Below are 16,294 nucleotides of genomic sequence, written 5' to 3'. Positions count from 1 at the left end.
CGCGCGCCGGCGCGCGTTCCGACTCCACATCCGGCGACACTTCCGTAGACTGGATGGTTCCCGCACACCCTCCCGCTCGCCCGGTCTCTTCGTCATGCCCTCCTCTCTCACGCCCCGCTTCGCCGGCTTCGACGGCCTGCGCGCCGTCGCGGTGCTCCTCGTCGTCGTCTACCACCTCTTCCCCGCCTGGCTCCTGCACAGCGGCTTCGTCGGCGTCGACGTCTTCTTCGTGATCTCGGGCTTCCTCATCACCTCGCTCCTGCTGCGCGAGCGCGCGGCGACGGGGCGCATCGGTCTGCGCGGGTTCTGGACACGGCGCACACGCCGCCTCCTCCCCGCTCTCGCGCTGGTCGTGACCGTCAGTGCCACGGCGGCGTGGCTCATCGGCGGCGACGTCCTCGTCGGAGTCGGCCGCCAAGTCTTCGGCGCGGCGACGTTCTCCTACAACTGGGTGTCGATCGCCGGCGGCGCGTCGTACTTCAGCGCGGCGGAACCCGAGCTCTTCCGGAACCTCTGGTCCCTCGCCGTCGAAGAGCAGTTCTACGTGCTGTGGCCCCTCCTGCTGCCCGCGCTTCTCCTCGTGCGACGCCCTGTCGCCCGCGTCGCGATCGCACTCGCCCTTGCCGGCGGGTCGGCGCTCTGGGGGGCGTCGCTCGTGGCGGGCGCGGGGCTGACCCGCGCCTACTACGGCACCGACGCGCACGCGTTCGGACTGCTCATCGGCGTCGCGCTCGCCTTCGCGCTCGCGGCGTGGCAGGAGCGGGCGGCGCGGCAGGCGCGCGCGGAGCGGCAGATGTCGGATGCCGGAGCGCGAGCGACGCCGCGCGCACGCACCGCCCTCGTCGCCGGACTCGGCATCGTCGCCCTTCTCGCGCTCATCGCCGTCGCATCGTGGCAGGGAGGAGCGGCGCTCTACCCGACGGTCCCGCTCGCGGCATCCGCCCTCACAGCGGTCGTCATCGCCTGCGCGCTCGGCTCGCCGCTCGGGCGCGCCCTCGACGTCGCTCCGCTCCGCTGGGTCGGTGAGCGCTCGTATGGCATCTACCTCTGGCATTGGCCCGTTGTGGTGCTCCTTTCGAGCGCCGTGACCGGCGCGTTCATCGACACTGCGATCCCGGTCCGCGTCGCCGTCGCGGCGCTCCTTGTGACGCTCGTGGCGTCCGCGCTGTCGTACCGGTTCATCGAGCAGCCCGTGCGCCGACTCGGCTTCGGCGGCGCGCTGCGGGCCCTTCGCGGCCGGCTCGCCTCGACGCCCACGCGACGGTTCGGTGCGGTCGCGGCCGTCGCGGCCGGTGCGCTCGTCGTCGGCGGCACCACCGCCGCCGTCGCGGCAGCGCCGGAGGTCACCTCCAGCGAGGCATCCGTGCAGGCGGGGGTCGACGCGCTCCGCGAGGCGTCCGCCGCCCCTACTCCTGTTCCACCGGATGCCGCCGCACCGGATCCCGCGCCTACCGCCGTGCCGACTCCCACGCCGACCGTCGGCCCCGACGGCGAACCGCTGCCCCCGGCCCCCGCGAGCGTCACCGGCGACCGGGTGACCGCGATCGGCGACTCGGTCATGCTCGCGTCCGCCGGCGGGCTGCTCGACCGGCTTCCCGGCATCCAGATCGATGCAGCCGTGTCACGCTCGATGTGGGCGGGCGACGACATCGTCGCCGACCTCGCCGCCGGCGGCGCGCTGCGCGACTACGTGGTCGTGGGGCTCGGCACGAACGGACCGGTCGACCCGGGAGCGCTGCAGCAGATCCGCGACGCGATCGGCCCCGACCGCACGCTCGTGCTCGTGAACGCCTTCGCCCCGCGCGACTGGATCGCGGGTGTGAACACCGAGCTCGCGGGCTTCGCTGCCTCACACCCCCGCACGGTCGTCGCGGACTGGTCGAGCGCGATCGCCCCTCACGCCGACCTGCTCGCGGGCGACCAGATCCACCCCGGCGAGGCCGGCGGAGAGGTCTACGCCGCGACCATCGCGGACGCGGTCGATGCCGTCGAGAGCCAGCGCTCCGAGGCGGCGCACGAGGTCGCACTCATCCGCTGGCTGACGGGACGCGGGCTGACCCCCGCCGGGTGACGGGTCGCACGTGCGTCACACCCGCTCGACGAGAGCAACCTCCTGCGATGTTGCGTGGAAGCCGAGGCCTTCGTACAGGGTGTTGGCGCCGGTCGGGCTCGCCGTGTCGACATCGAGCACGGCGCGCTCGAGCCCCGCGTCGCGGATCGCGCGCAGCGTCCCCGCGATCACGAGCGGCGCGATGCCCCGGCGGCGGTGCGCCCGCACGACGCCGATGAGGTCGATGTAGGAGTTGCTGGCCCCGAGCGCCGCCCAGTCGTCCTCGTTGACGGATGCCAGGCAGAACCCGACGATCTGCCCGTCGGCATCCACCGCGAGGCGGGACAAGTCGGGGCGGAAGAACGGACCGCCGACGAACTTCTGCCAGGTCTCGGGCTGCGAGGGGAGGCTCCCCCAGTGGTCCCGGAACGCGTCGTTGCGTGCGAGGCGCGCGTCGTCGTCGCGGTCGTGTGTGAACGGCACGACGCTCACACCGGCGGGCGCCTCGAATTCAGGAGCGGAGAGTTCGGGTACCGGAAGCGTCATGTCGCGCTCCATCGTGGTGAACCAGCGCTCGGGCCGGAACCCTGCGCGCGCCGCGATCGCCTGCTGATCGGCGTTCGACTCCTCGGCGTAGACCTTGAGGTCGGCCGTCCACGCCTGGACGGGGGGATCGAGCGACTCCGCCGGCGCGAGCGTCGGAACGACCGCGGCGAGGTGTTCCAGAGCGCGAGCGCGCTGCCACGCGAGCAGCACGGTTCCGATGCCGCGGCGCCGGTGGTCCGGGTGCACCGTCCCACCGAGGTTGACGGTGAGCTGCCCGGCGCGGGAAGGGTGCAGGAACGCGGAGGCGAACCCGACGATGCGGCCGTCGGCATCCACCGCCACGAGCGAGTCGCGGGAGTGGTCGATGAACGGCAGGTCGAAGGTGTCGGCGATGTCCTCGCGCGGGGTGATCCAGGTGGGGTGGTCGACCGCGTCCGCCGCGGCCGCGACCGCGTGGATGCCGTCGATGTCAGCCTCGGTCGGCGCCCGCCACACGGTGATGTCGGGAGGCGCGGGCGGACTCGTGGGGGTCGCGCTCCGGAGTGCGTCGATCCGCTCGATCAGGGTGTGCTCACTCACCCAGCCACACTATCGCGAGGGCGCGCCAGCGGTCCGGGCACGAAACGAGGCCCGCCCCCTGTGCAGGGTGCGGGCCTCGTGACAGCGTCGTGGGCGCTTACTTCTCGGCGGGAGCCTCCACGGCCTCCTCGGCGGCAGCCTCAGCGGCCTCGCCCTCGGCCTGCGACTCGGCGCCGGCGTCCGCGGCGGCCTCTTCGACCTCGATCTCGGCGGGGGTCTCCTCGACGGCGACCTCCTCCGCAGGCTCCGCGGCGACGGGCGCCGCGGCGGCCGACTTCTTCGCCGACTTCGGCTTCGGGTTCACGGGCTCGAGGACCAGCTCGATGCGGGCCATGGGCGCGTTGTCACCCTTGCGGTTGCCGATCTTCGTGATGCGGGTGTAGCCGCCCTCACGGTCGGCCAGCTGCGGCGCGATCTCGGCGAACAGGACGTGCACGACTTCCTTGTCACCGATGACCGACAGCACCCGGCGACGGGCGTGGAGGTCTCCGCGCTTGGCGAAGGTGATGAGGCGCTCGGCGAGGGGACGCAGGCGCTTGGCCTTCGTCTCGGTCGTCGTGATGGCGCCGTGCGTGTAGAGGGCCGCGGCGAGGTTCGCAAGCAGCAGGCGCTCGTGGGCGGGACCGCCTCCGAGGCGGGGACCCTTGGTGGGCTTGGGCATGTCAGTTACTCCAGGTGGAAAGTGTCAGCGATCGATCGGGCGTCGATCAGATGGTGTCGTCGTCGTAGCCGCCGTAGAAGTGCGCGCCGTCGAACCCGGGGACCGAGTCCTTCAGCGACAGGCCGAGCGAGACGAGCTTGTCGCGCACCTCGTCGACCGACTTCTGACCGAAGTTGCGGATGTTCATGAGCTGCGTCTCCGAGAGGGCGACGAGCTCGGACACCGTGTTGATGCCCTCGCGCTTCAGGCAGTTGTACGAACGCACCGACAGATCGAGGTCCTCGATCGGCATCGACAGCTCGTTGGTGAGCACCTCGGCGACCGGCGCGGGGCCGATCTCGATGCCCTCGGCCTCGACGTTCAGCTCGCGCGCGAGACCGAACAGCTCGGTGAGGGTGCGGCCGGCCGACGCGACGGCGTCGCGGGGCGAGATCGAGGGCTTGGCCTCGACGTCCAGCACGAGCTTGTCGAAGTCGGTGCGCTCACCGGCACGGGTGGCGTCGACGCGGTACGAGACCTTCAGGACGGGCGAGTAGATCGAGTCGATCGGGATCTGTCCGGCCTCGGCGTACTCGTTGCGGTTCTGCGTCGCCGAGACGTAGCCGCGGCCGCGCTCGATCGTGAGCTCGAGCTCGAACTTGGCCGAGTCGTTGAGCGTCGCGATGACGAGCTCAGGGTTGTGCACCTCGACACCGGCGGGAGCGGAGATGTCGGCGGCGGTGACCTCACCGGCGCCCGTCTTGCGCAGGTACGCCGTGATGGGCTCGTCGCGCTCCGACGAGACCACGAGCTGCTTGATGTTGAGGATGATCTCGGTGACATCCTCCTTCACACCGGGGATGGTGCTGAACTCGTGCAGCACGCCGTCGATGCGGATGCTGGTCACGGCCGCACCGGGGATCGACGAGAGCAGGCTGCGACGCAGCGCGTTGCCGATGGTGTAACCGAAGCCGGGCTCGAGCGGCTCGATCACGAACCGGCTGCGGAACTCGCCGATCTTCTCCTCGGTCAGAGTGGGACGCTGTGCGATGAGCACTATGTGTTCCTTTCCGTCACGTGCCCGCTATATGACACGTGCGATTGCATGAGGTCTTGAGTTGTAAAAGTCGAGGGATGCCGGGGCGCGCGTTCCGGGAGATCTCTCCGCACTCGGTGATCGAGTGCCGGCTCGCGGAGCCGGTTCGTGGAGATCAGCGGGAGCGACGCCCCGGCCCCGAAAGGGTCAGACGCGGCGACGCTTGGGCGGACGGCAACCGTTGTGGGCCTGCGGCGTCACGTCGTTGATCGAACCGACCTCGAGGCCGGCGGCCTGCAGCGAGCGGATCGCGGTCTCGCGGCCGGAGCCCGGACCCTTGACGAACACGTCGACCTTCTTGACGCCGTGCTCGGCGGCCTGGCGGGCAGCCGACTCGGCGGCCATCCCGGCCGCGTACGGGGTCGACTTGCGCGAGCCCTTGAAGCCCACGCCGCCCGACGATGCCCAGCTGATGACGGCGCCCGAGGGGTCGGTGATCGAGACGATCGTGTTGTTGAACGTCGACTTGATGTGGGCGTGGCCCAGCGCGATGTTCTTCTTCTCCTTGCGGCGCGGCTTGCGCGCGGCGGTCTTGGCCTGTGCCATTGCGGTGTTCTCCTAAACCCTGGGCGGCGCTTAGCGCGCCTTCTTCTTGCCGGCGACGGTGCGCTTGGGGCCCTTGCGGGTACGCGCGTTGGTCTTCGTACGCTGACCGCGCACGGGAAGGCCGCGGCGGTGACGCAGACCCTCGTAGGAGCCGATCTCGACCTTGCGGCGGATATCGGCGGCGACCTCGCGGCGCAGGTCACCCTCCACCTTGTAGTTGCCTTCGATGTAGTCGCGGAGCGCGACCAGCTGGTCGTCGGTGAGGTCCTTGACGCGGATCGACTCGTCGATCTCGGTGGCCTGAAGGATCTCGACCGAGCGGGTACGGCCGATGCCGTAGATGTACGTGAGGGCGATCACCACGCGCTTGTCGCGCGGGATGTCAACGCCGGCAAGACGTGCCATGCGGTTTCTCCTGGGAGTAGGTGGAGGTGTGGAGCAGGATCGGTGCCCGGGCCTCCACCCGGGGTGTCCCCCACGTCCGTGGGTTCTGATCTGCCTGATGTGTATTGAGTTGTAGGTGCTGTCCGGGACGCCGCGCGCTCGCGGCATCCATTCAGCCCTGGCGCTGCTTGTGACGCGGGTTCGACTTGCAGATGACCATGACGCGACCGTGACGACGGATGACCTTGCAGTGGTCGCAGATGGGCTTGACGGAGGGGTTGACCTTCATGACTTTCCTGATTCGCTGTCTTCGAGTCGCCGGATGCCGAAGCATTCCGGCGCTCGTTACTTCTCGACCGGTCTAGCGGTAGCGGTAGACGATGCGGCCGCGCGTGAGGTCGTAGGGCGAAAGCTCCACGACGACGCGGTCCTCGGGGATGATGCGGATGTAGTTCTGCCGCATCTTTCCGGAGATCGTTGCGAGAACCTTGTGTCCGTTGGTGAGCTCGACGCGGAACATCGCGTTGGGCAGCGCCTCGGACACGACGCCCTCGATTTCGATGACACCGTCTTTCTTAGCCATAGCCTCGCTGACGCTTGTGCAGACCGGCCGGTCTGCGGTGGGTGATGGGTTTCGGTGCGAGCTTGCTGTCTCCGTTGCGATATGCTTCGCGGCGACACGCCAAGGAAGGCGCAAGGCACCAAAGATTCAGTGTACGTGATATGTCCCTCACCGGCAAACCGACGTGTGCGGTCGGTTTGCCGGTGAGGACGGCTACGCGCCGGTCTTGCGTCGCCGCGACGCGACGATCAACGACACCGCGCCGACGAGCACGAGCCCGCCGCCCAGGGCGATCGCCCACCACGGCACCGACCCGCCCGTCGCGGGCAGCTCCGAGCGCAGGGTGTTGGTGACCGTCACCGCGATCGTCGTTCCCGCCGCGGTCACGGTGAAGGATGCCGGAGAGATCTGCGGCGTGCCCCATGCGCCCCCGGTCGGTGCCGACGGAGTCGCCTCGGACACCACGCAGGTGCTGCCGACCGGCACGGTCATCGGAACCGAGGTCACGCCCGTCGCGACCTTCCAGCGGCGTCTGCGCGGAATCCGCCGTGATGGTCACCGGCGCACTCACCTCCGGCTCACCCCGGTCGGGGCATCCGTGGTCTGACCATCCCCACGCACCAGTGTAGGTGAGTCCAGCCGTGAAGCGCGGGGTCGACAGGGGTCGCTGACCCGTTCGCTCAGTCGAAGAGCGTCTTGAACTGCCCCACGGCGGGGATCGTGTTGTTCGCGATGACCTCGCCGTTCACCGCGAGCGTCGGCGTGCCGATGCCCTGCGAACCCGGCTGGATCGGGGTCTTCTCCGTCATCGCCCCCACGAACTTGGAGTAGGTGCCGTCGCCGACGCACGAATCGATGCCGGTCACTCCCACGCCCTTCGCGATGTCGAGGATCTGCGCATCGGTGAGTCCCGGGGAGTTCTCTTCGGGCTGATTCGTGAACATCGCCTGCATGAAGGGCACGGCCGCGTCGGGGTCGGTCTCGACGACGCAGTACATCGCGTTGGCCGAGCGGGTCGAGTAGTTCGTGCCCTGCGAGTAGCGGTCGAGGATCGCGATCGGGTGGATGTTGAGGGTGATCGTGCCGTCGTTCACGAGGTCCTGGATCTCTTCGCCGTAGGTCGTCTCGAACTGGTTGCAGATCGGGCACATGAAGTCGAGATAGAGGTCGAGGGTCTGGTCGCCGTCGCCGACGACGACAGCGCCCGTCTCCTGGTTGATGCCCGAGCCGCTCGGCGGGGTGCCGGGGTCCTTCGCGGCGCTGTTCATCCACACCACGAGCGCGATCACGAGGGCGATGATGACCACGATGGCCACACTCACCCAGATCGCGAACCAGTTGGTCTTACTCGCCGTCGCCTGCGCCATGATCCGTGCCTCTCTTGCCGCGGCATCCGCCGCACCCTCTCTATCTTGGCGCACTCCCCCCGATGCATTCTCCGTGAGCCGGTCGCGGCGGCGCCCCGCCCCCACTCGTGAGACGGCACCGTCTCGTCGACGCGGCACGTGCCGCGCGCCGCGTCACCATGAAAGTGCCGTCTCACGGGCCGGGTGCAGGCCGGGTGGGGTCACGCGTCGGCTCCTCCACAGGGCGCGAGTATCGGGAACCGTCCACAGATCGAGGGTTCGCGCTCCACGAGCGGGCGCGCGACGCCCACACTTCGACCATGCCGCTGCTCCTCTCCGACCGCGCCGTCCTCGACGCACCCGTCCCACTCATCACGTCGTCCGACGCCGCCCTCGCGGGCATCCGTCCCGCGGAAGACCGCACCCTCCACCGCGTGCGCCGGGGCGTCTACGCATCGCGCCATCGGTGGAGCACTCTCGCTCCCTGGGAGCGATACGCCACGCGCGTCCACGCGCTCCTGCGAACGAGACCCGACGCGGTGCTCTGCCTCGAGTCGGCCGCCGTCGTCCACGGCATCCCACTATTCGGCGAAACGCGTGACCTCCACGTCTACGATATGTCCGCGACGAAGACGACGCGGTTCGGCGACGTCGTCGTGCACGCCAGTGTCGACGAGCGCACGGTGACCACGATCCACGGCACGCTCGCGACGACCGCACTCGACACGGCGATCGATCTCGCGCGCCTACTGCCGCCCGCGCAAGGCCTGACAGTGGCGGATGCCGTCATCTCGCCCGCTCAGGGAGGCGCGCTGCGCCTCGACGACCTCGCCGAACGCGCGAGCGAGTTGCAGTCGAGGCGTGGCCGCACCCGCGCGCGCTGGGTGCTGGCGCGCGCGAACGGACTCGCCGAATCGCCGGCCGAGAGCGTGAGCCGCGCGGTCATTGAGTGGTGCGGATACGAGGAACCCGTCCAGCAACCCGAGTTCCGCTACGAGGGGCACCTCGATCGCACGGACTTCGGGTTCCGCTCCAACCGCGCGCTGTGCGAGGCGGATGGTTGGGGCAAGTACGAGCTCGATGACCCTGTCCGCGCCGCCCAGCACCTGCAGAACGAGAAGCGACGCGAGGACCGGCTCCGCAGGAACGGTCACCCGTTCGGTCGTTGGGAACCCGCCGACGCCTTCCGCGTCGATCCACTCTGCCGCGCGCTCGGCGGAGCCGGACTCCGCCCCGTCTTCGCGCCGAACCACGCCCTGCTCGCGACCCTCCGCTCCCACCCGCGCGCGCTGTCGCGCGTCGCGGTCACCGCGTGAGACGGGATCACCCTGTTGAGACGGCGCGTAAGACGTGGCGTATCAGCAGAAACGTGCCGTCTCACGGGGCCGCGGCGGGCGGGGGCACACCCGGGGCCCAGCCACGAGGCTCTACGCGAGGGGCGCGGGTACCACGCCGAAGGGGGCGAGGTCCGCGGCGCCGCCGTCGAGCGCCGTCAGCACCCAGATGCCGTCCTCGTGCACCGCGACGCTGTGTTCCCAGTGCGCGCCGTCCGAGCCGTCGACGGTCGTGACGGTCCAGTCGTCGTCCTCGACGAGCGTGTCCTCCGACCCCGACGTCACCATCGGCTCGATCGCGAGGCAGAGCCCGGGCCGCACCTCGGCACCGAGGTCGGCGACGCGGTAGTTGAACACCGTCGGAGCCTCGTGCATCTTGCGTCCGATGCCGTGCCCGACGTAGTCGCGCAGGATGCCGTACTCTACCCCGTCGGCCGCGCCCGCGCGCTCGATGTAGCCCTGCACAGCGTCGCCGATCTCGCCCACGCGCGACGCCGAGGCCAGCGCCGCGATGCCGGCCCAGAGCGAGCCGCGCGTCACCTCCGACAGCCGCGTGCGCGCCGCGACGAGGTCAGGGCGCTCGGCATCCGGCACCACGATCGTGATCGCCGAGTCGCCGTTCCAGCCCTGGTACTGCGCGCCGCAGTCGATCGAGACGATGTCGCCCGGTTCGAGCGGACGCGCGGAGGGGATGCCGTGCACCACCTCGTCGTTCACCGAGATGCACGTCGTGTGACGGTAGCCGCGCACGAGCTGGAAGTTCGACTCCGCGCCGCGCCCCGTGATGAGGGCGGATGCCGCGGCATCCAGCTCGGCGGTCGTGACACCCGGCGCGACGAGGGCGCGGACCGCCGCGAGCGCGTCGGCCGTGATGCGTCCGGGCTCGAGCATGCCGCGCAGCTGCGCAGGTGTCTTGTAGAGCGAACGACGGAACACGGCGGAGCGTCTCAGGTGGCCGGAACGATCCCGCGCGCGGTGAGGGCGACGATGATGCGCTCGAAGACCTCGTCGAGCGTGCCGACGCCGTCGATCGCATCGACGATGCCGCGCTCGCGGTACACGTCGAGGACCGGCGCGGTCTCGGACTCGTAGATCGCCAGGCGCTTCGCGATCGACTCGTCGTTGTCGTCGGCGCGCCCCTGCTCGCTCGCGCGCTTGGCGATGCGGGTGATGGACTCTTCGCGCGGCACCGAGAGCTCGACGACCGCCGTGAGCGGCTCGTCGCGCTCGTCGAGGAAGGCGTCGAGGTCGCCGACCTGACCGATGTTGCGCGGGTATCCGTCGAGCAGGAACCCAGCGGCCGCGTCGTCCTGGGCGAGCCGGTCGCGCACGATCTCGCCGGTCAGCGCGTCGGGCACGAGGTCTCCGGCGTCGATGATCGCCTTGACCTGCAGCCCGAGGGGCGTGCCCTCCTTGACGTTCGCGCGGAAGACGTCGCCGGTGGAAACGGCGGGGATGCCGTAGGCCTTCGCGATCCGCTCGCCCTGGGTGCCCTTGCCCGAGCCCTGCGGGCCGATGATGAGGAGACGCGGAGTGGTCATCGCAGGAGCCCTTCGTAGTGACGCTGCTGGAGTTGCGCGTCGATCTGCTTCACGGTCTCGAGACCCACACCGACGATGATGAGGATCGACGCACCGCCGAACGGGAAGTTCTGATTCGCCCCGACCGTCGCGAGCGCCACGAGGGGCAGGAGCGCGATGAGACCGAGGTAGATCGCGCCCGGCAGGGTGATGCGGGTGAGCACGTAGTCGAGGTACTCCGCCGTGGGACGGCCTGCACGGATGCCGGGGATGAACCCGCCGTACTTCTTCATGTTGTCGGCGACCTCGACCGGGTTGAAGGTGATCGCGACGTAGAAGTAGGTGAACCCGACGATGAGGAGGAAGTACAGGAGCATGTACAGCGGGTGGTCGCCCTTGGTCAGGTAGTTGTTGATCCACGTGACCCAGCCGGGGATGTTGCCGTCGGCATCCGGCGTCTGGTTGAACTGCGCGATGAGCGCCGGGATGTACAGCAGCGACGAGGCGAAGATGACGGGCACGACGCCGGCCATGTTGACCTTGATCGGGATGTACGTGTTGGTGCCGCCGAGCGTGCGCCGCCCGACCATGCGCTTGGCGTACTGCACGGGGATGCGTCGCTGCGACTGCTCGACGAAGACGACGAGGGCGACGACGACGATGCCGACCGCGATGACGAGGAGGAAGACCTCGAAGCTGCGGGCCTGCGCGATCGCCCACATCGCGGCCGGGAAGGTCGCGGCGATGGAGGTGAAGATGAGGATGGACATGCCGTTGCCGATGCCGCGCTCGGTGACGAGCTCGGCGAACCACATGATGAGGCCGGTGCCGGCAGTCAGCGTGATGACGGTGAGCAGCTGCGCCCACCAGGCGTCGTTGGTCAGCAGGTTGTTGCAGGAGGCGATGCCCGTGTTGCCGAAGAGCTGGCCCGAGCGGGCGACCGTCACGAGGGTAGTCGACTGCAGGAGCGCCAGCGCGATCGTGAGGTAGCGGGTGTACTGCGTGAGCTTCGCCTGTCCGGCCTGGCCCTCCTTGTACAGGGCCTCGAAGTGCGGGATGACGACGCGCAACAGCTGCACGATGATCGTCGCAGTGATGTAGGGCATGACGCCCAGCGCGAAGATCGACAGCTGCAGGAGCGCGCCGCCGGAGAACAGGTTGACGAGCGAGAGGAGGCCCTCGCTGCCCGATCCGGTCTGACGCAGGCAGTCCTGCACGTTCGGGTAGCTCACGAACGGCGCGGGCACGTGCGCGCCGAAGCGGTAGATCGCGATGATGGCCAGGGTGAAGCCGATCTTCCGCCGAAGATCCGGTGTGCGGAAGACCCGCGCGATGGCGCTGAACAAGGGGATTTCCTCCAGTGGGCTGACAGGTGCGGCGGCCGGAGCAGACACACCGTCTACCAGAGTACGGCAACAGGGGCCGACACCGGTTCTCGAGCTCGTCGAGACGCCGGGTCGACCCCTGTCGCGGACTGCTTACTTGATCGAGCCGCCGGCGGCGACGATCTTCTGCTCGGCCGAACCCGAGACCTTGTCGACGTCGACGGTCAGCTTGACCGAGATGTCGCCGGTGCCGAGCACCTTGACCTTCTCGTTCTTGCGGACCGCACCCTTGGCGACGAGGTCGCTGACGGTGACGTCGCCACCGGTCGGGTAGAGCTCTGCGAGCTTGTCGAGGTTGACCACCTGGTACTCGACGCGGAACGGGTTCTTGAACCCGCGCAGCTTCGGCGTACGCATGTGGAGGGGCATCTGCCCACCCTCGAAGCCGACCTTGACCTGGTAGCGGGCCTTGGTTCCCTTGGTACCACGGCCAGCCGTCTTACCCTTCGAGCCCTCACCGCGACCGACACGGGTCTTCGCGGTGTTGGCGCCGGGGACGGGACGCAGGTGGTGGACCTTCAGCACGCCGGGGCGCGCGGCCTCGGCATCCTTCTTCGCGGGAGCCTTCTTCGCGGCAGGCTTCTTCGCAGGAGCCTTCTCGGCCTTCTCAGCCTTGTCGGCGGATGCCGAAGCCGAAGCCTTGGCAGCCGTCTCGGATTTCTTGGCAGCCGGCTTCTTGGCGGGCGCCTTCTTCTCGACGACCTCTTCGGTCGCCTTCTCAGCCTTCTCGGCCATCAGTCGATCTCCTCAACCTTCACGAGGTGGGCGACGGTCTTGACGTAACCGCGCGTCTGCGCGTCGTCGGGACGGACGACGGAATCGCCGATCCGCTTCAGACCCAGCGAACGCAGCGTGTCACGCTGGTTCTGCTTCTCGCTCACCTTGGACTTGACCTGGGTCACCTTGAGGCGCGCAGCCATCAGGCACCTCCCTTTGCAGCGGCGACGGCCTCGGCCTCGGCGCGGATCAGACGGGCGGGCGCCACCTGGTCGAAGTCGAGACCACGACGAGCGGCCACCGCACGGGGCTCTTCGAGCTGCTTGAGCGCCTCGACCGTCGCGTGCACGATGTTGATCGTGTTCGACGAGCCGAGCGACTTGGAGAGCACGTCGTGGATGCCGGCGCACTCGAGCACGGCGCGCACGGGACCACCGGCGATAACACCGGTACCGGCGGCGGCGGGGCGCAGGAGCACCACACCGGCCGCGGCCTCACCCTGGACGGGGTGGGGGATGGTGGACCCGGCACGCGGCACGCGGAAGAAGTTGCGCTTGGCCTCTTCGACACCCTTCGAGATGGCGAGGGGGACCTCACGCGCCTTGCCGTAGCCGACGCCGACGAGACCGTTGCCGTCGCCCACGACGACGAGCGCCGTGAAGCTGAAGCGGCGGCCGCCCTTGACGACCTTCGACACGCGGTTGATCGTGACGACGCGCTCCAGGAACTGGCTCTTGTCCGCGTCACGGGCACCCCGGTCGCCGCGGGTCTGGCTGCGCTCGCGGCCGCCGCGACGCGGCTCACGCTCGCGCTGCTCGGCAGGCGCCGTCTGCTCAGTGGCCTCTGCGGTCACTTCGTTCTCCACATTCTGAGTAGTTGCGTCGCTCACAGGTTCAGACCTCCCTCGCGAGCGCCTTCGGCGATCGCAGCGACTCGGCCCGCGTAGCGGTTGCCACCGCGGTCGAACACGACGTCGGAGACGCCGGCGGCCTTCGCACGCTCAGCGACGAGCTCGCCGACCTTGCGGGCCTTGGCGGTCTTGTCACCGTCGAAGGTGCGCAGGTCGTTCTCGAGCGTCGAGGCGGAGGCCACGGTGTGACCCTTCGCGTCGTCGACCAGCTGGACGAAGACGTGGCGGGCGGAGCGCGTGACGACCAGGCGCGGACGCGCCTCGGTGCCGACGATCTTCTTGCGAAGGCGGGCGTGACGGCGCGAACGCGCGTCGGACTTCGACTTCACAGCCATGATTACTTACCAGCCTTTCCGGCCTTGCGGCGAACGACCTCGCCCGCGTAGCGCACACCCTTGCCCTTGTACGGCTCGGGCTTGCGGATCTTGCGGATGTTGGCCGCAGCCTCACCGACGGCCTGCTTCGAGATGCCGGCGACGGTGACCTTGTTGTTGCCCTCGACGGTCAGCGTGATGCCGGCCGGGGGCTCGACGAGCACCGGGTGCGAGAAGCCGAGCGCGAACTCGACGGCCGCACCCTTCTGCACGACGCGGTAGCCGGTGCCGACGACCTCGAGGCCCTTGGTGTAGCCCTCGGTGACGCCGATGATGTTGTTGTTGATGAGCGTGCGGGTCAGGCCGTGAAGCGACCGCGACTCGCGCTCGTCGTCGGGACGGGAGACGAGCACCTGGCCCTCTTCGACCTTCACCTCGATGGGCTTGGCCACGGTGAGCGCAAGCTCGCCCTTGGGGCCCTTCACGGCGACGTCCTGGCCGTCGACCGACACGGTGACGCCCGAGGGGATGGTGATGGGGAGACGTCCGATACGCGACATGTCAGATCACCACACGTAGGCGAGGACTTCCCCACCCACGCCCTTCTGCTCGGCCTGACGGTCGGTGAGAAGACCGGAGGAGGTGGACAGGATCGCGACGCCGAGGCCACCGAGGACGGTGGGGATCTCGGTCGAGCGCGCGTAGACACGCAGACCCGGCTTCGAGACGCGCTTGATGCCGGCGATCGACCGCTCGCGGTTCGGGCCGTACTTCAGCGTCAGGGTGAGCGTCTGGCCGACGCGGGCGTCCGAGACCTCCCAGGAGGAGATGTAGCCCTCCTGCTTGAGGATCTCGGCGATGTTGGTCTTGAGCTTCGAGCTCGGCAGCGACACGGTGTCGTGGTGCGCCGAATTCGCGTTGCGCAGACGGGTCAGCATGTCTGCGACCGGGTCTGTCATCGTCATTTCTTGTTTCCTTTGTTCAGCGGTTTCGGATGCCGTTACACGACAGCCGACCTTCTTGATGGGGTCTTACTTGGTCTCGTCCACCTGGAACGGGAACCCGATCTGGCGCAGGAGCGAACGGCCCTCGGCATCCGTCTTCGCCGTGGTGACGATCGTGATGTCGAAGCCGCGCACGCGGTCGATCTTGTCCTGGTTGATCTCGTGGAACACGGACTGCTCCTGGAGACCGAACGTGTAGTTGCCGTGGCCGTCGAACTGCTTGGGCGAGAGGCCGCGGAAGTCACGGATGCGGGGAAGGGCGAGCGTCACGAGACGGTCGAGGAACTCCCACGCGCGGTCACCGCGAAGGGTGACGTGCGCGCCGATGGCCTGACCCTCGCGCAGCTTGAACTGCGCGATGGACTTGCGGGCCTTGGTGACGACCGGCTTCTGGCCGGTGATCTTGGTGAGGTCGTCGACCGCACCATCGATCACCTTGGAGTCGCGCGCAGCCTCACCGACACCGGTGTTGACGACGACCTTGACGAGGCCGGGGATCTGCATGACGTTCTCGTAGCCGAACTCGTCCTGCAGAGCCTTCTTGATCTCGCTCTGGTACTTCTGCTTCAGGCGGGGCTGGATCTTGCCAGCCTCCACGGCAGTGGTGGTGCTCATCAGAGGTCCTTACCGCTCTTCTTCGCGTAGCGCACGCGGACGGTGCGCTTCACGCCGTCCTTCGTCTGCTCCTCGACGCGGTGACCGACCTTGGTCGGCTTCTTGCTCGAGGGGTCGACGAGGGCGACGTTGGAGATGTGGATCGGGGCTTCCATCGTCTCGATGCCGCCCGTCTTGGTTCCGCGCTGGGACTGGCCCACGCGGGTGTGCTTGGTGACGTAGTTGACGCCCTCGACGATGACGCGGTTCTGGTCGACGAGAACGTCGAGAACCTTGCCCTGCTTGCCGCGGTCGCCGCCCTTGTCCTGCTTCTTGCCAGTGATGACCTGAACGAGGTCACCCTTCTTGATCTTGGCCATGAGGGTCAGATCACCTCCGGTGCGAGCGAGACGATCTTCATGAACTTCTTGTCGCGAAGCTCACGACCGACCGGGCCGAAGATGCGGGTGCCGCGGGGCTCCCCGTCGCTCTTCAGGATGACGGCGGCGTTCTCGTCGAACTTGATGTACGAGCCGTCGGGACGACGGGTCTGCTTGACGGTGCGGACGACGACCGCCTTGACGACGTCGCCCTTCTTGACGTTGCCGCCGGGGATCGCGTCCTTGACGGTCGCGACGATGATGTCGCCGAGACCGGCGTAACGGCGGTTCGAGCCACCGAGCACGCGGATCGTGAGCAGCTCCTTGGCGCCGGTGTTGTCGGCGACCTTGAGGCGAGACTCAGTCTGAATCATTTCCTACTCCTTG

The 16,294-nt window shown here is 68.7% G+C and carries 23 protein-coding genes and 1 pseudogene; 2 read left to right on the top strand and 22 right to left on the bottom strand.

What is annotated here, in order from left to right:
* The first annotated feature begins 94 nt into the window (after nucleotides 1–94).
* Complete coding sequence (locus AC3ENQ_RS03795) at nucleotides 95–2,071, top strand: acyltransferase family protein (RefSeq protein ID WP_431801876.1); 1,977 nt, start codon at nucleotides 95–97, stop codon at nucleotides 2,069–2,071.
* 15 nt (nucleotides 2,072–2,086) lie between these two features.
* Here AC3ENQ_RS03795 and AC3ENQ_RS03790 read toward each other — a convergent pair whose 3' ends face one another.
* From AC3ENQ_RS03790 to AC3ENQ_RS03745, 10 genes and pseudogenes are all read right to left on the bottom strand, one after another.
* Nucleotides 2,087–3,175, bottom strand: a complete 1,089-nt coding sequence (locus AC3ENQ_RS03790) for a GNAT family N-acetyltransferase (protein ID WP_431801874.1) — start codon at nucleotides 3,173–3,175, stop codon at nucleotides 2,087–2,089.
* A gap of 97 nt (nucleotides 3,176–3,272) precedes the next feature.
* Nucleotides 3,273–3,836: a 50S ribosomal protein L17 gene (rplQ, locus tag AC3ENQ_RS03785; RefSeq protein ID WP_431801872.1), complete on the bottom strand. Its 564-nt coding sequence runs from the start codon at nucleotides 3,834–3,836 to the stop codon at nucleotides 3,273–3,275.
* Nucleotides 3,837–3,882: 46 nt separating this feature from the next.
* The gene (locus AC3ENQ_RS03780; protein WP_431801869.1) at nucleotides 3,883–4,872 is read right to left on the bottom strand and encodes a DNA-directed RNA polymerase subunit alpha; all 990 of its coding nucleotides are present in this window, start codon (nucleotides 4,870–4,872) and stop codon (nucleotides 3,883–3,885) included.
* 186 nt (nucleotides 4,873–5,058) lie between these two features.
* Entirely contained in the window at nucleotides 5,059–5,457 is a 399-nt protein-coding gene (gene rpsK, locus AC3ENQ_RS03775) for a 30S ribosomal protein S11 (protein WP_215486809.1), read from the bottom strand.
* A 30-nt stretch (nucleotides 5,458–5,487) separates the two neighbouring features.
* Entirely contained in the window at nucleotides 5,488–5,862 is a 375-nt protein-coding gene (gene rpsM, locus AC3ENQ_RS03770) for a 30S ribosomal protein S13 (protein WP_431801866.1), read from the bottom strand.
* 151 nt (nucleotides 5,863–6,013) lie between these two features.
* Nucleotides 6,014–6,130 carry a 50S ribosomal protein L36 gene (gene rpmJ / locus AC3ENQ_RS03765; RefSeq protein WP_005050492.1) on the bottom strand — a complete coding sequence of 39 codons (117 nt, stop codon included), beginning with the start codon at nucleotides 6,128–6,130 and terminating at the stop codon, nucleotides 6,014–6,016.
* Nucleotides 6,131–6,202: 72 nt separating this feature from the next.
* Nucleotides 6,203–6,424, bottom strand: coding sequence for a translation initiation factor IF-1 (infA, locus tag AC3ENQ_RS03760; RefSeq protein ID WP_005050493.1), 222 nt, complete (start codon nucleotides 6,422–6,424; stop codon nucleotides 6,203–6,205).
* 192 nt (nucleotides 6,425–6,616) lie between these two features.
* Nucleotides 6,617–6,763: an LPXTG cell wall anchor domain-containing protein gene (locus tag AC3ENQ_RS03755; protein ID WP_431802578.1), complete on the bottom strand. Its 147-nt coding sequence runs from the start codon at nucleotides 6,761–6,763 to the stop codon at nucleotides 6,617–6,619.
* A 42-nt stretch (nucleotides 6,764–6,805) separates the two neighbouring features.
* Nucleotides 6,806–6,895: pseudogene (locus tag AC3ENQ_RS03750) on the bottom strand (hypothetical protein); the annotation flags it as partial.
* Between the two features lie 188 nt (nucleotides 6,896–7,083).
* On the bottom strand, nucleotides 7,084–7,770 hold the full coding sequence (locus AC3ENQ_RS03745) for a DsbA family protein (protein WP_431801864.1): 687 nt from the start codon (nucleotides 7,768–7,770) through the stop codon (nucleotides 7,084–7,086).
* Nucleotides 7,771–8,069: 299 nt separating this feature from the next.
* On the opposite strand from AC3ENQ_RS03745, the gene AC3ENQ_RS03740 reads away from it, so the two are divergent.
* On the top strand, nucleotides 8,070–9,065 hold the full coding sequence (locus AC3ENQ_RS03740) for a hypothetical protein (protein ID WP_431801862.1): 996 nt from the start codon (nucleotides 8,070–8,072) through the stop codon (nucleotides 9,063–9,065).
* Between the two features lie 111 nt (nucleotides 9,066–9,176).
* Here the strand turns inward: AC3ENQ_RS03740 and map are convergent, their stop codons facing one another.
* The 12 genes from map to rplN all read right to left on the bottom strand — a co-directional run bounded on the left by map (nucleotide 9,177) and on the right by rplN (nucleotide 16,281).
* Nucleotides 9,177–9,974, bottom strand: a complete 798-nt coding sequence (map, locus tag AC3ENQ_RS03735) for a type I methionyl aminopeptidase (protein WP_431802576.1) — start codon at nucleotides 9,972–9,974, stop codon at nucleotides 9,177–9,179.
* Between the two features lie 56 nt (nucleotides 9,975–10,030).
* Nucleotides 10,031–10,624 (bottom strand): adenylate kinase, encoded by a 594-nt coding sequence (locus AC3ENQ_RS03730; protein WP_431801860.1) that lies wholly within the window; start codon nucleotides 10,622–10,624, stop codon nucleotides 10,031–10,033.
* Complete coding sequence (gene secY / locus AC3ENQ_RS03725; protein WP_431801858.1) at nucleotides 10,621–11,949, bottom strand: preprotein translocase subunit SecY; 1,329 nt, start codon at nucleotides 11,947–11,949, stop codon at nucleotides 10,621–10,623. The genes AC3ENQ_RS03730 and secY overlap by 4 nt, the downstream gene beginning before the upstream one ends.
* Before the next feature lie 132 nt (nucleotides 11,950–12,081).
* Nucleotides 12,082–12,723, bottom strand: coding sequence for a 50S ribosomal protein L15 (gene rplO / locus AC3ENQ_RS03720; RefSeq protein WP_431801856.1), 642 nt, complete (start codon nucleotides 12,721–12,723; stop codon nucleotides 12,082–12,084).
* Nucleotides 12,723–12,908: a 50S ribosomal protein L30 gene (gene rpmD / locus AC3ENQ_RS03715; RefSeq protein WP_023954062.1), complete on the bottom strand. Its 186-nt coding sequence runs from the start codon at nucleotides 12,906–12,908 to the stop codon at nucleotides 12,723–12,725. The genes rplO and rpmD overlap by 1 nt, the downstream gene beginning before the upstream one ends.
* A complete protein-coding gene (gene rpsE, locus AC3ENQ_RS03710; RefSeq protein ID WP_431801854.1) occupies nucleotides 12,908–13,558 on the bottom strand; it encodes a 30S ribosomal protein S5 in 651 nt (216 codons plus the stop codon). Before rpsE ends, rpmD begins: the two co-directional genes overlap by 1 nt.
* Before the next feature lie 32 nt (nucleotides 13,559–13,590).
* The gene (rplR, locus tag AC3ENQ_RS03705; protein WP_431801852.1) at nucleotides 13,591–13,950 is read right to left on the bottom strand and encodes a 50S ribosomal protein L18; all 360 of its coding nucleotides are present in this window, start codon (nucleotides 13,948–13,950) and stop codon (nucleotides 13,591–13,593) included.
* A gap of 2 nt (nucleotides 13,951–13,952) precedes the next feature.
* Nucleotides 13,953–14,489 (bottom strand): 50S ribosomal protein L6, encoded by a 537-nt coding sequence (rplF, locus tag AC3ENQ_RS03700; protein ID WP_431801850.1) that lies wholly within the window; start codon nucleotides 14,487–14,489, stop codon nucleotides 13,953–13,955.
* 6 nt (nucleotides 14,490–14,495) lie between these two features.
* The gene (gene rpsH / locus AC3ENQ_RS03695) at nucleotides 14,496–14,894 is read right to left on the bottom strand and encodes a 30S ribosomal protein S8 (RefSeq protein WP_292855999.1); all 399 of its coding nucleotides are present in this window, start codon (nucleotides 14,892–14,894) and stop codon (nucleotides 14,496–14,498) included.
* 66 nt (nucleotides 14,895–14,960) lie between these two features.
* Nucleotides 14,961–15,548, bottom strand: coding sequence for a 50S ribosomal protein L5 (gene rplE, locus AC3ENQ_RS03690; RefSeq protein WP_431801848.1), 588 nt, complete (start codon nucleotides 15,546–15,548; stop codon nucleotides 14,961–14,963).
* On the bottom strand, nucleotides 15,548–15,907 hold the full coding sequence (gene rplX, locus AC3ENQ_RS03685) for a 50S ribosomal protein L24 (RefSeq protein ID WP_431801846.1): 360 nt from the start codon (nucleotides 15,905–15,907) through the stop codon (nucleotides 15,548–15,550). Before rplX ends, rplE begins: the two co-directional genes overlap by 1 nt.
* 5 nt (nucleotides 15,908–15,912) lie before the next feature.
* Nucleotides 15,913–16,281 (bottom strand): 50S ribosomal protein L14, encoded by a 369-nt coding sequence (rplN, locus tag AC3ENQ_RS03680; RefSeq protein ID WP_431801844.1) that lies wholly within the window; start codon nucleotides 16,279–16,281, stop codon nucleotides 15,913–15,915.
* Nucleotides 16,282–16,294: the final 13 nt, after the last annotated feature.

It is taken from the genome of Microbacterium sp. bgisy203 (assembly GCF_057706945.1).
Note: the sequence above shows the minus strand (reverse complement) of the source record. Positions and strands in the feature narration are given on the sequence as shown.

What these genes read in the sequence shown, in the direction of transcription:
- AC3ENQ_RS03745 (WP_431801864.1), bottom strand. Translation starts at nt 7,770, where the DNA reads ATGGCGCAGGCGACGGCGAGTAAGACCAACTGGTTCGCGATCTGGGTG.
- rpsH (WP_292855999.1), bottom strand. Translation starts at nt 14,894, where the DNA reads ATGACGATGACAGACCCGGTCGCAGACATGCTGACCCGTCTGCGCAAC.
- infA (WP_005050493.1), bottom strand. Translation starts at nt 6,424, where the DNA reads ATGGCTAAGAAAGACGGTGTCATCGAAATCGAGGGCGTCGTGTCCGAG.
- rpsM (WP_431801866.1), bottom strand. Translation starts at nt 5,862, where the DNA reads ATGGCACGTCTTGCCGGCGTTGACATCCCGCGCGACAAGCGCGTGGTG.
- rplO (WP_431801856.1), bottom strand. Translation starts at nt 12,723, where the DNA reads ATGGCCGAGAAGGCTGAGAAGGCGACCGAAGAGGTCGTCGAGAAGAAG.
- map (WP_431802576.1), bottom strand. Translation starts at nt 9,974, where the DNA reads ATGCTCGAGCCCGGACGCATCACGGCCGACGCGCTCGCGGCGGTCCGC.
- rplF (WP_431801850.1), bottom strand. Translation starts at nt 14,489, where the DNA reads ATGTCGCGTATCGGACGTCTCCCCATCACCATCCCCTCGGGCGTCACC.
- rpmJ (WP_005050492.1), bottom strand. Translation starts at nt 6,130, where the DNA reads ATGAAGGTCAACCCCTCCGTCAAGCCCATCTGCGACCACTGCAAGGTC.
- rplQ (WP_431801872.1), bottom strand. Translation starts at nt 3,836, where the DNA reads ATGCCCAAGCCCACCAAGGGTCCCCGCCTCGGAGGCGGTCCCGCCCAC.
- rpmD (WP_023954062.1), bottom strand. Translation starts at nt 12,908, where the DNA reads ATGGCTGCGCGCCTCAAGGTGACCCAGGTCAAGTCCAAGGTGAGCGAG.
- rplE (WP_431801848.1), bottom strand. Translation starts at nt 15,548, where the DNA reads ATGAGCACCACCACTGCCGTGGAGGCTGGCAAGATCCAGCCCCGCCTG.
- AC3ENQ_RS03740 (WP_431801862.1), top strand. Translation starts at nt 8,070, where the DNA reads ATGCCGCTGCTCCTCTCCGACCGCGCCGTCCTCGACGCACCCGTCCCA.
- rpsK (WP_215486809.1), bottom strand. Translation starts at nt 5,457, where the DNA reads ATGGCACAGGCCAAGACCGCCGCGCGCAAGCCGCGCCGCAAGGAGAAG.
- AC3ENQ_RS03795 (WP_431801876.1), top strand. Translation starts at nt 95, where the DNA reads ATGCCCTCCTCTCTCACGCCCCGCTTCGCCGGCTTCGACGGCCTGCGC.
- rplR (WP_431801852.1), bottom strand. Translation starts at nt 13,950, where the DNA reads ATGGCTGTGAAGTCGAAGTCCGACGCGCGTTCGCGCCGTCACGCCCGC.
- rplX (WP_431801846.1), bottom strand. Translation starts at nt 15,907, where the DNA reads ATGGCCAAGATCAAGAAGGGTGACCTCGTTCAGGTCATCACTGGCAAG.
- AC3ENQ_RS03730 (WP_431801860.1), bottom strand. Translation starts at nt 10,624, where the DNA reads ATGACCACTCCGCGTCTCCTCATCATCGGCCCGCAGGGCTCGGGCAAG.
- rplN (WP_431801844.1), bottom strand. Translation starts at nt 16,281, where the DNA reads ATGATTCAGACTGAGTCTCGCCTCAAGGTCGCCGACAACACCGGCGCC.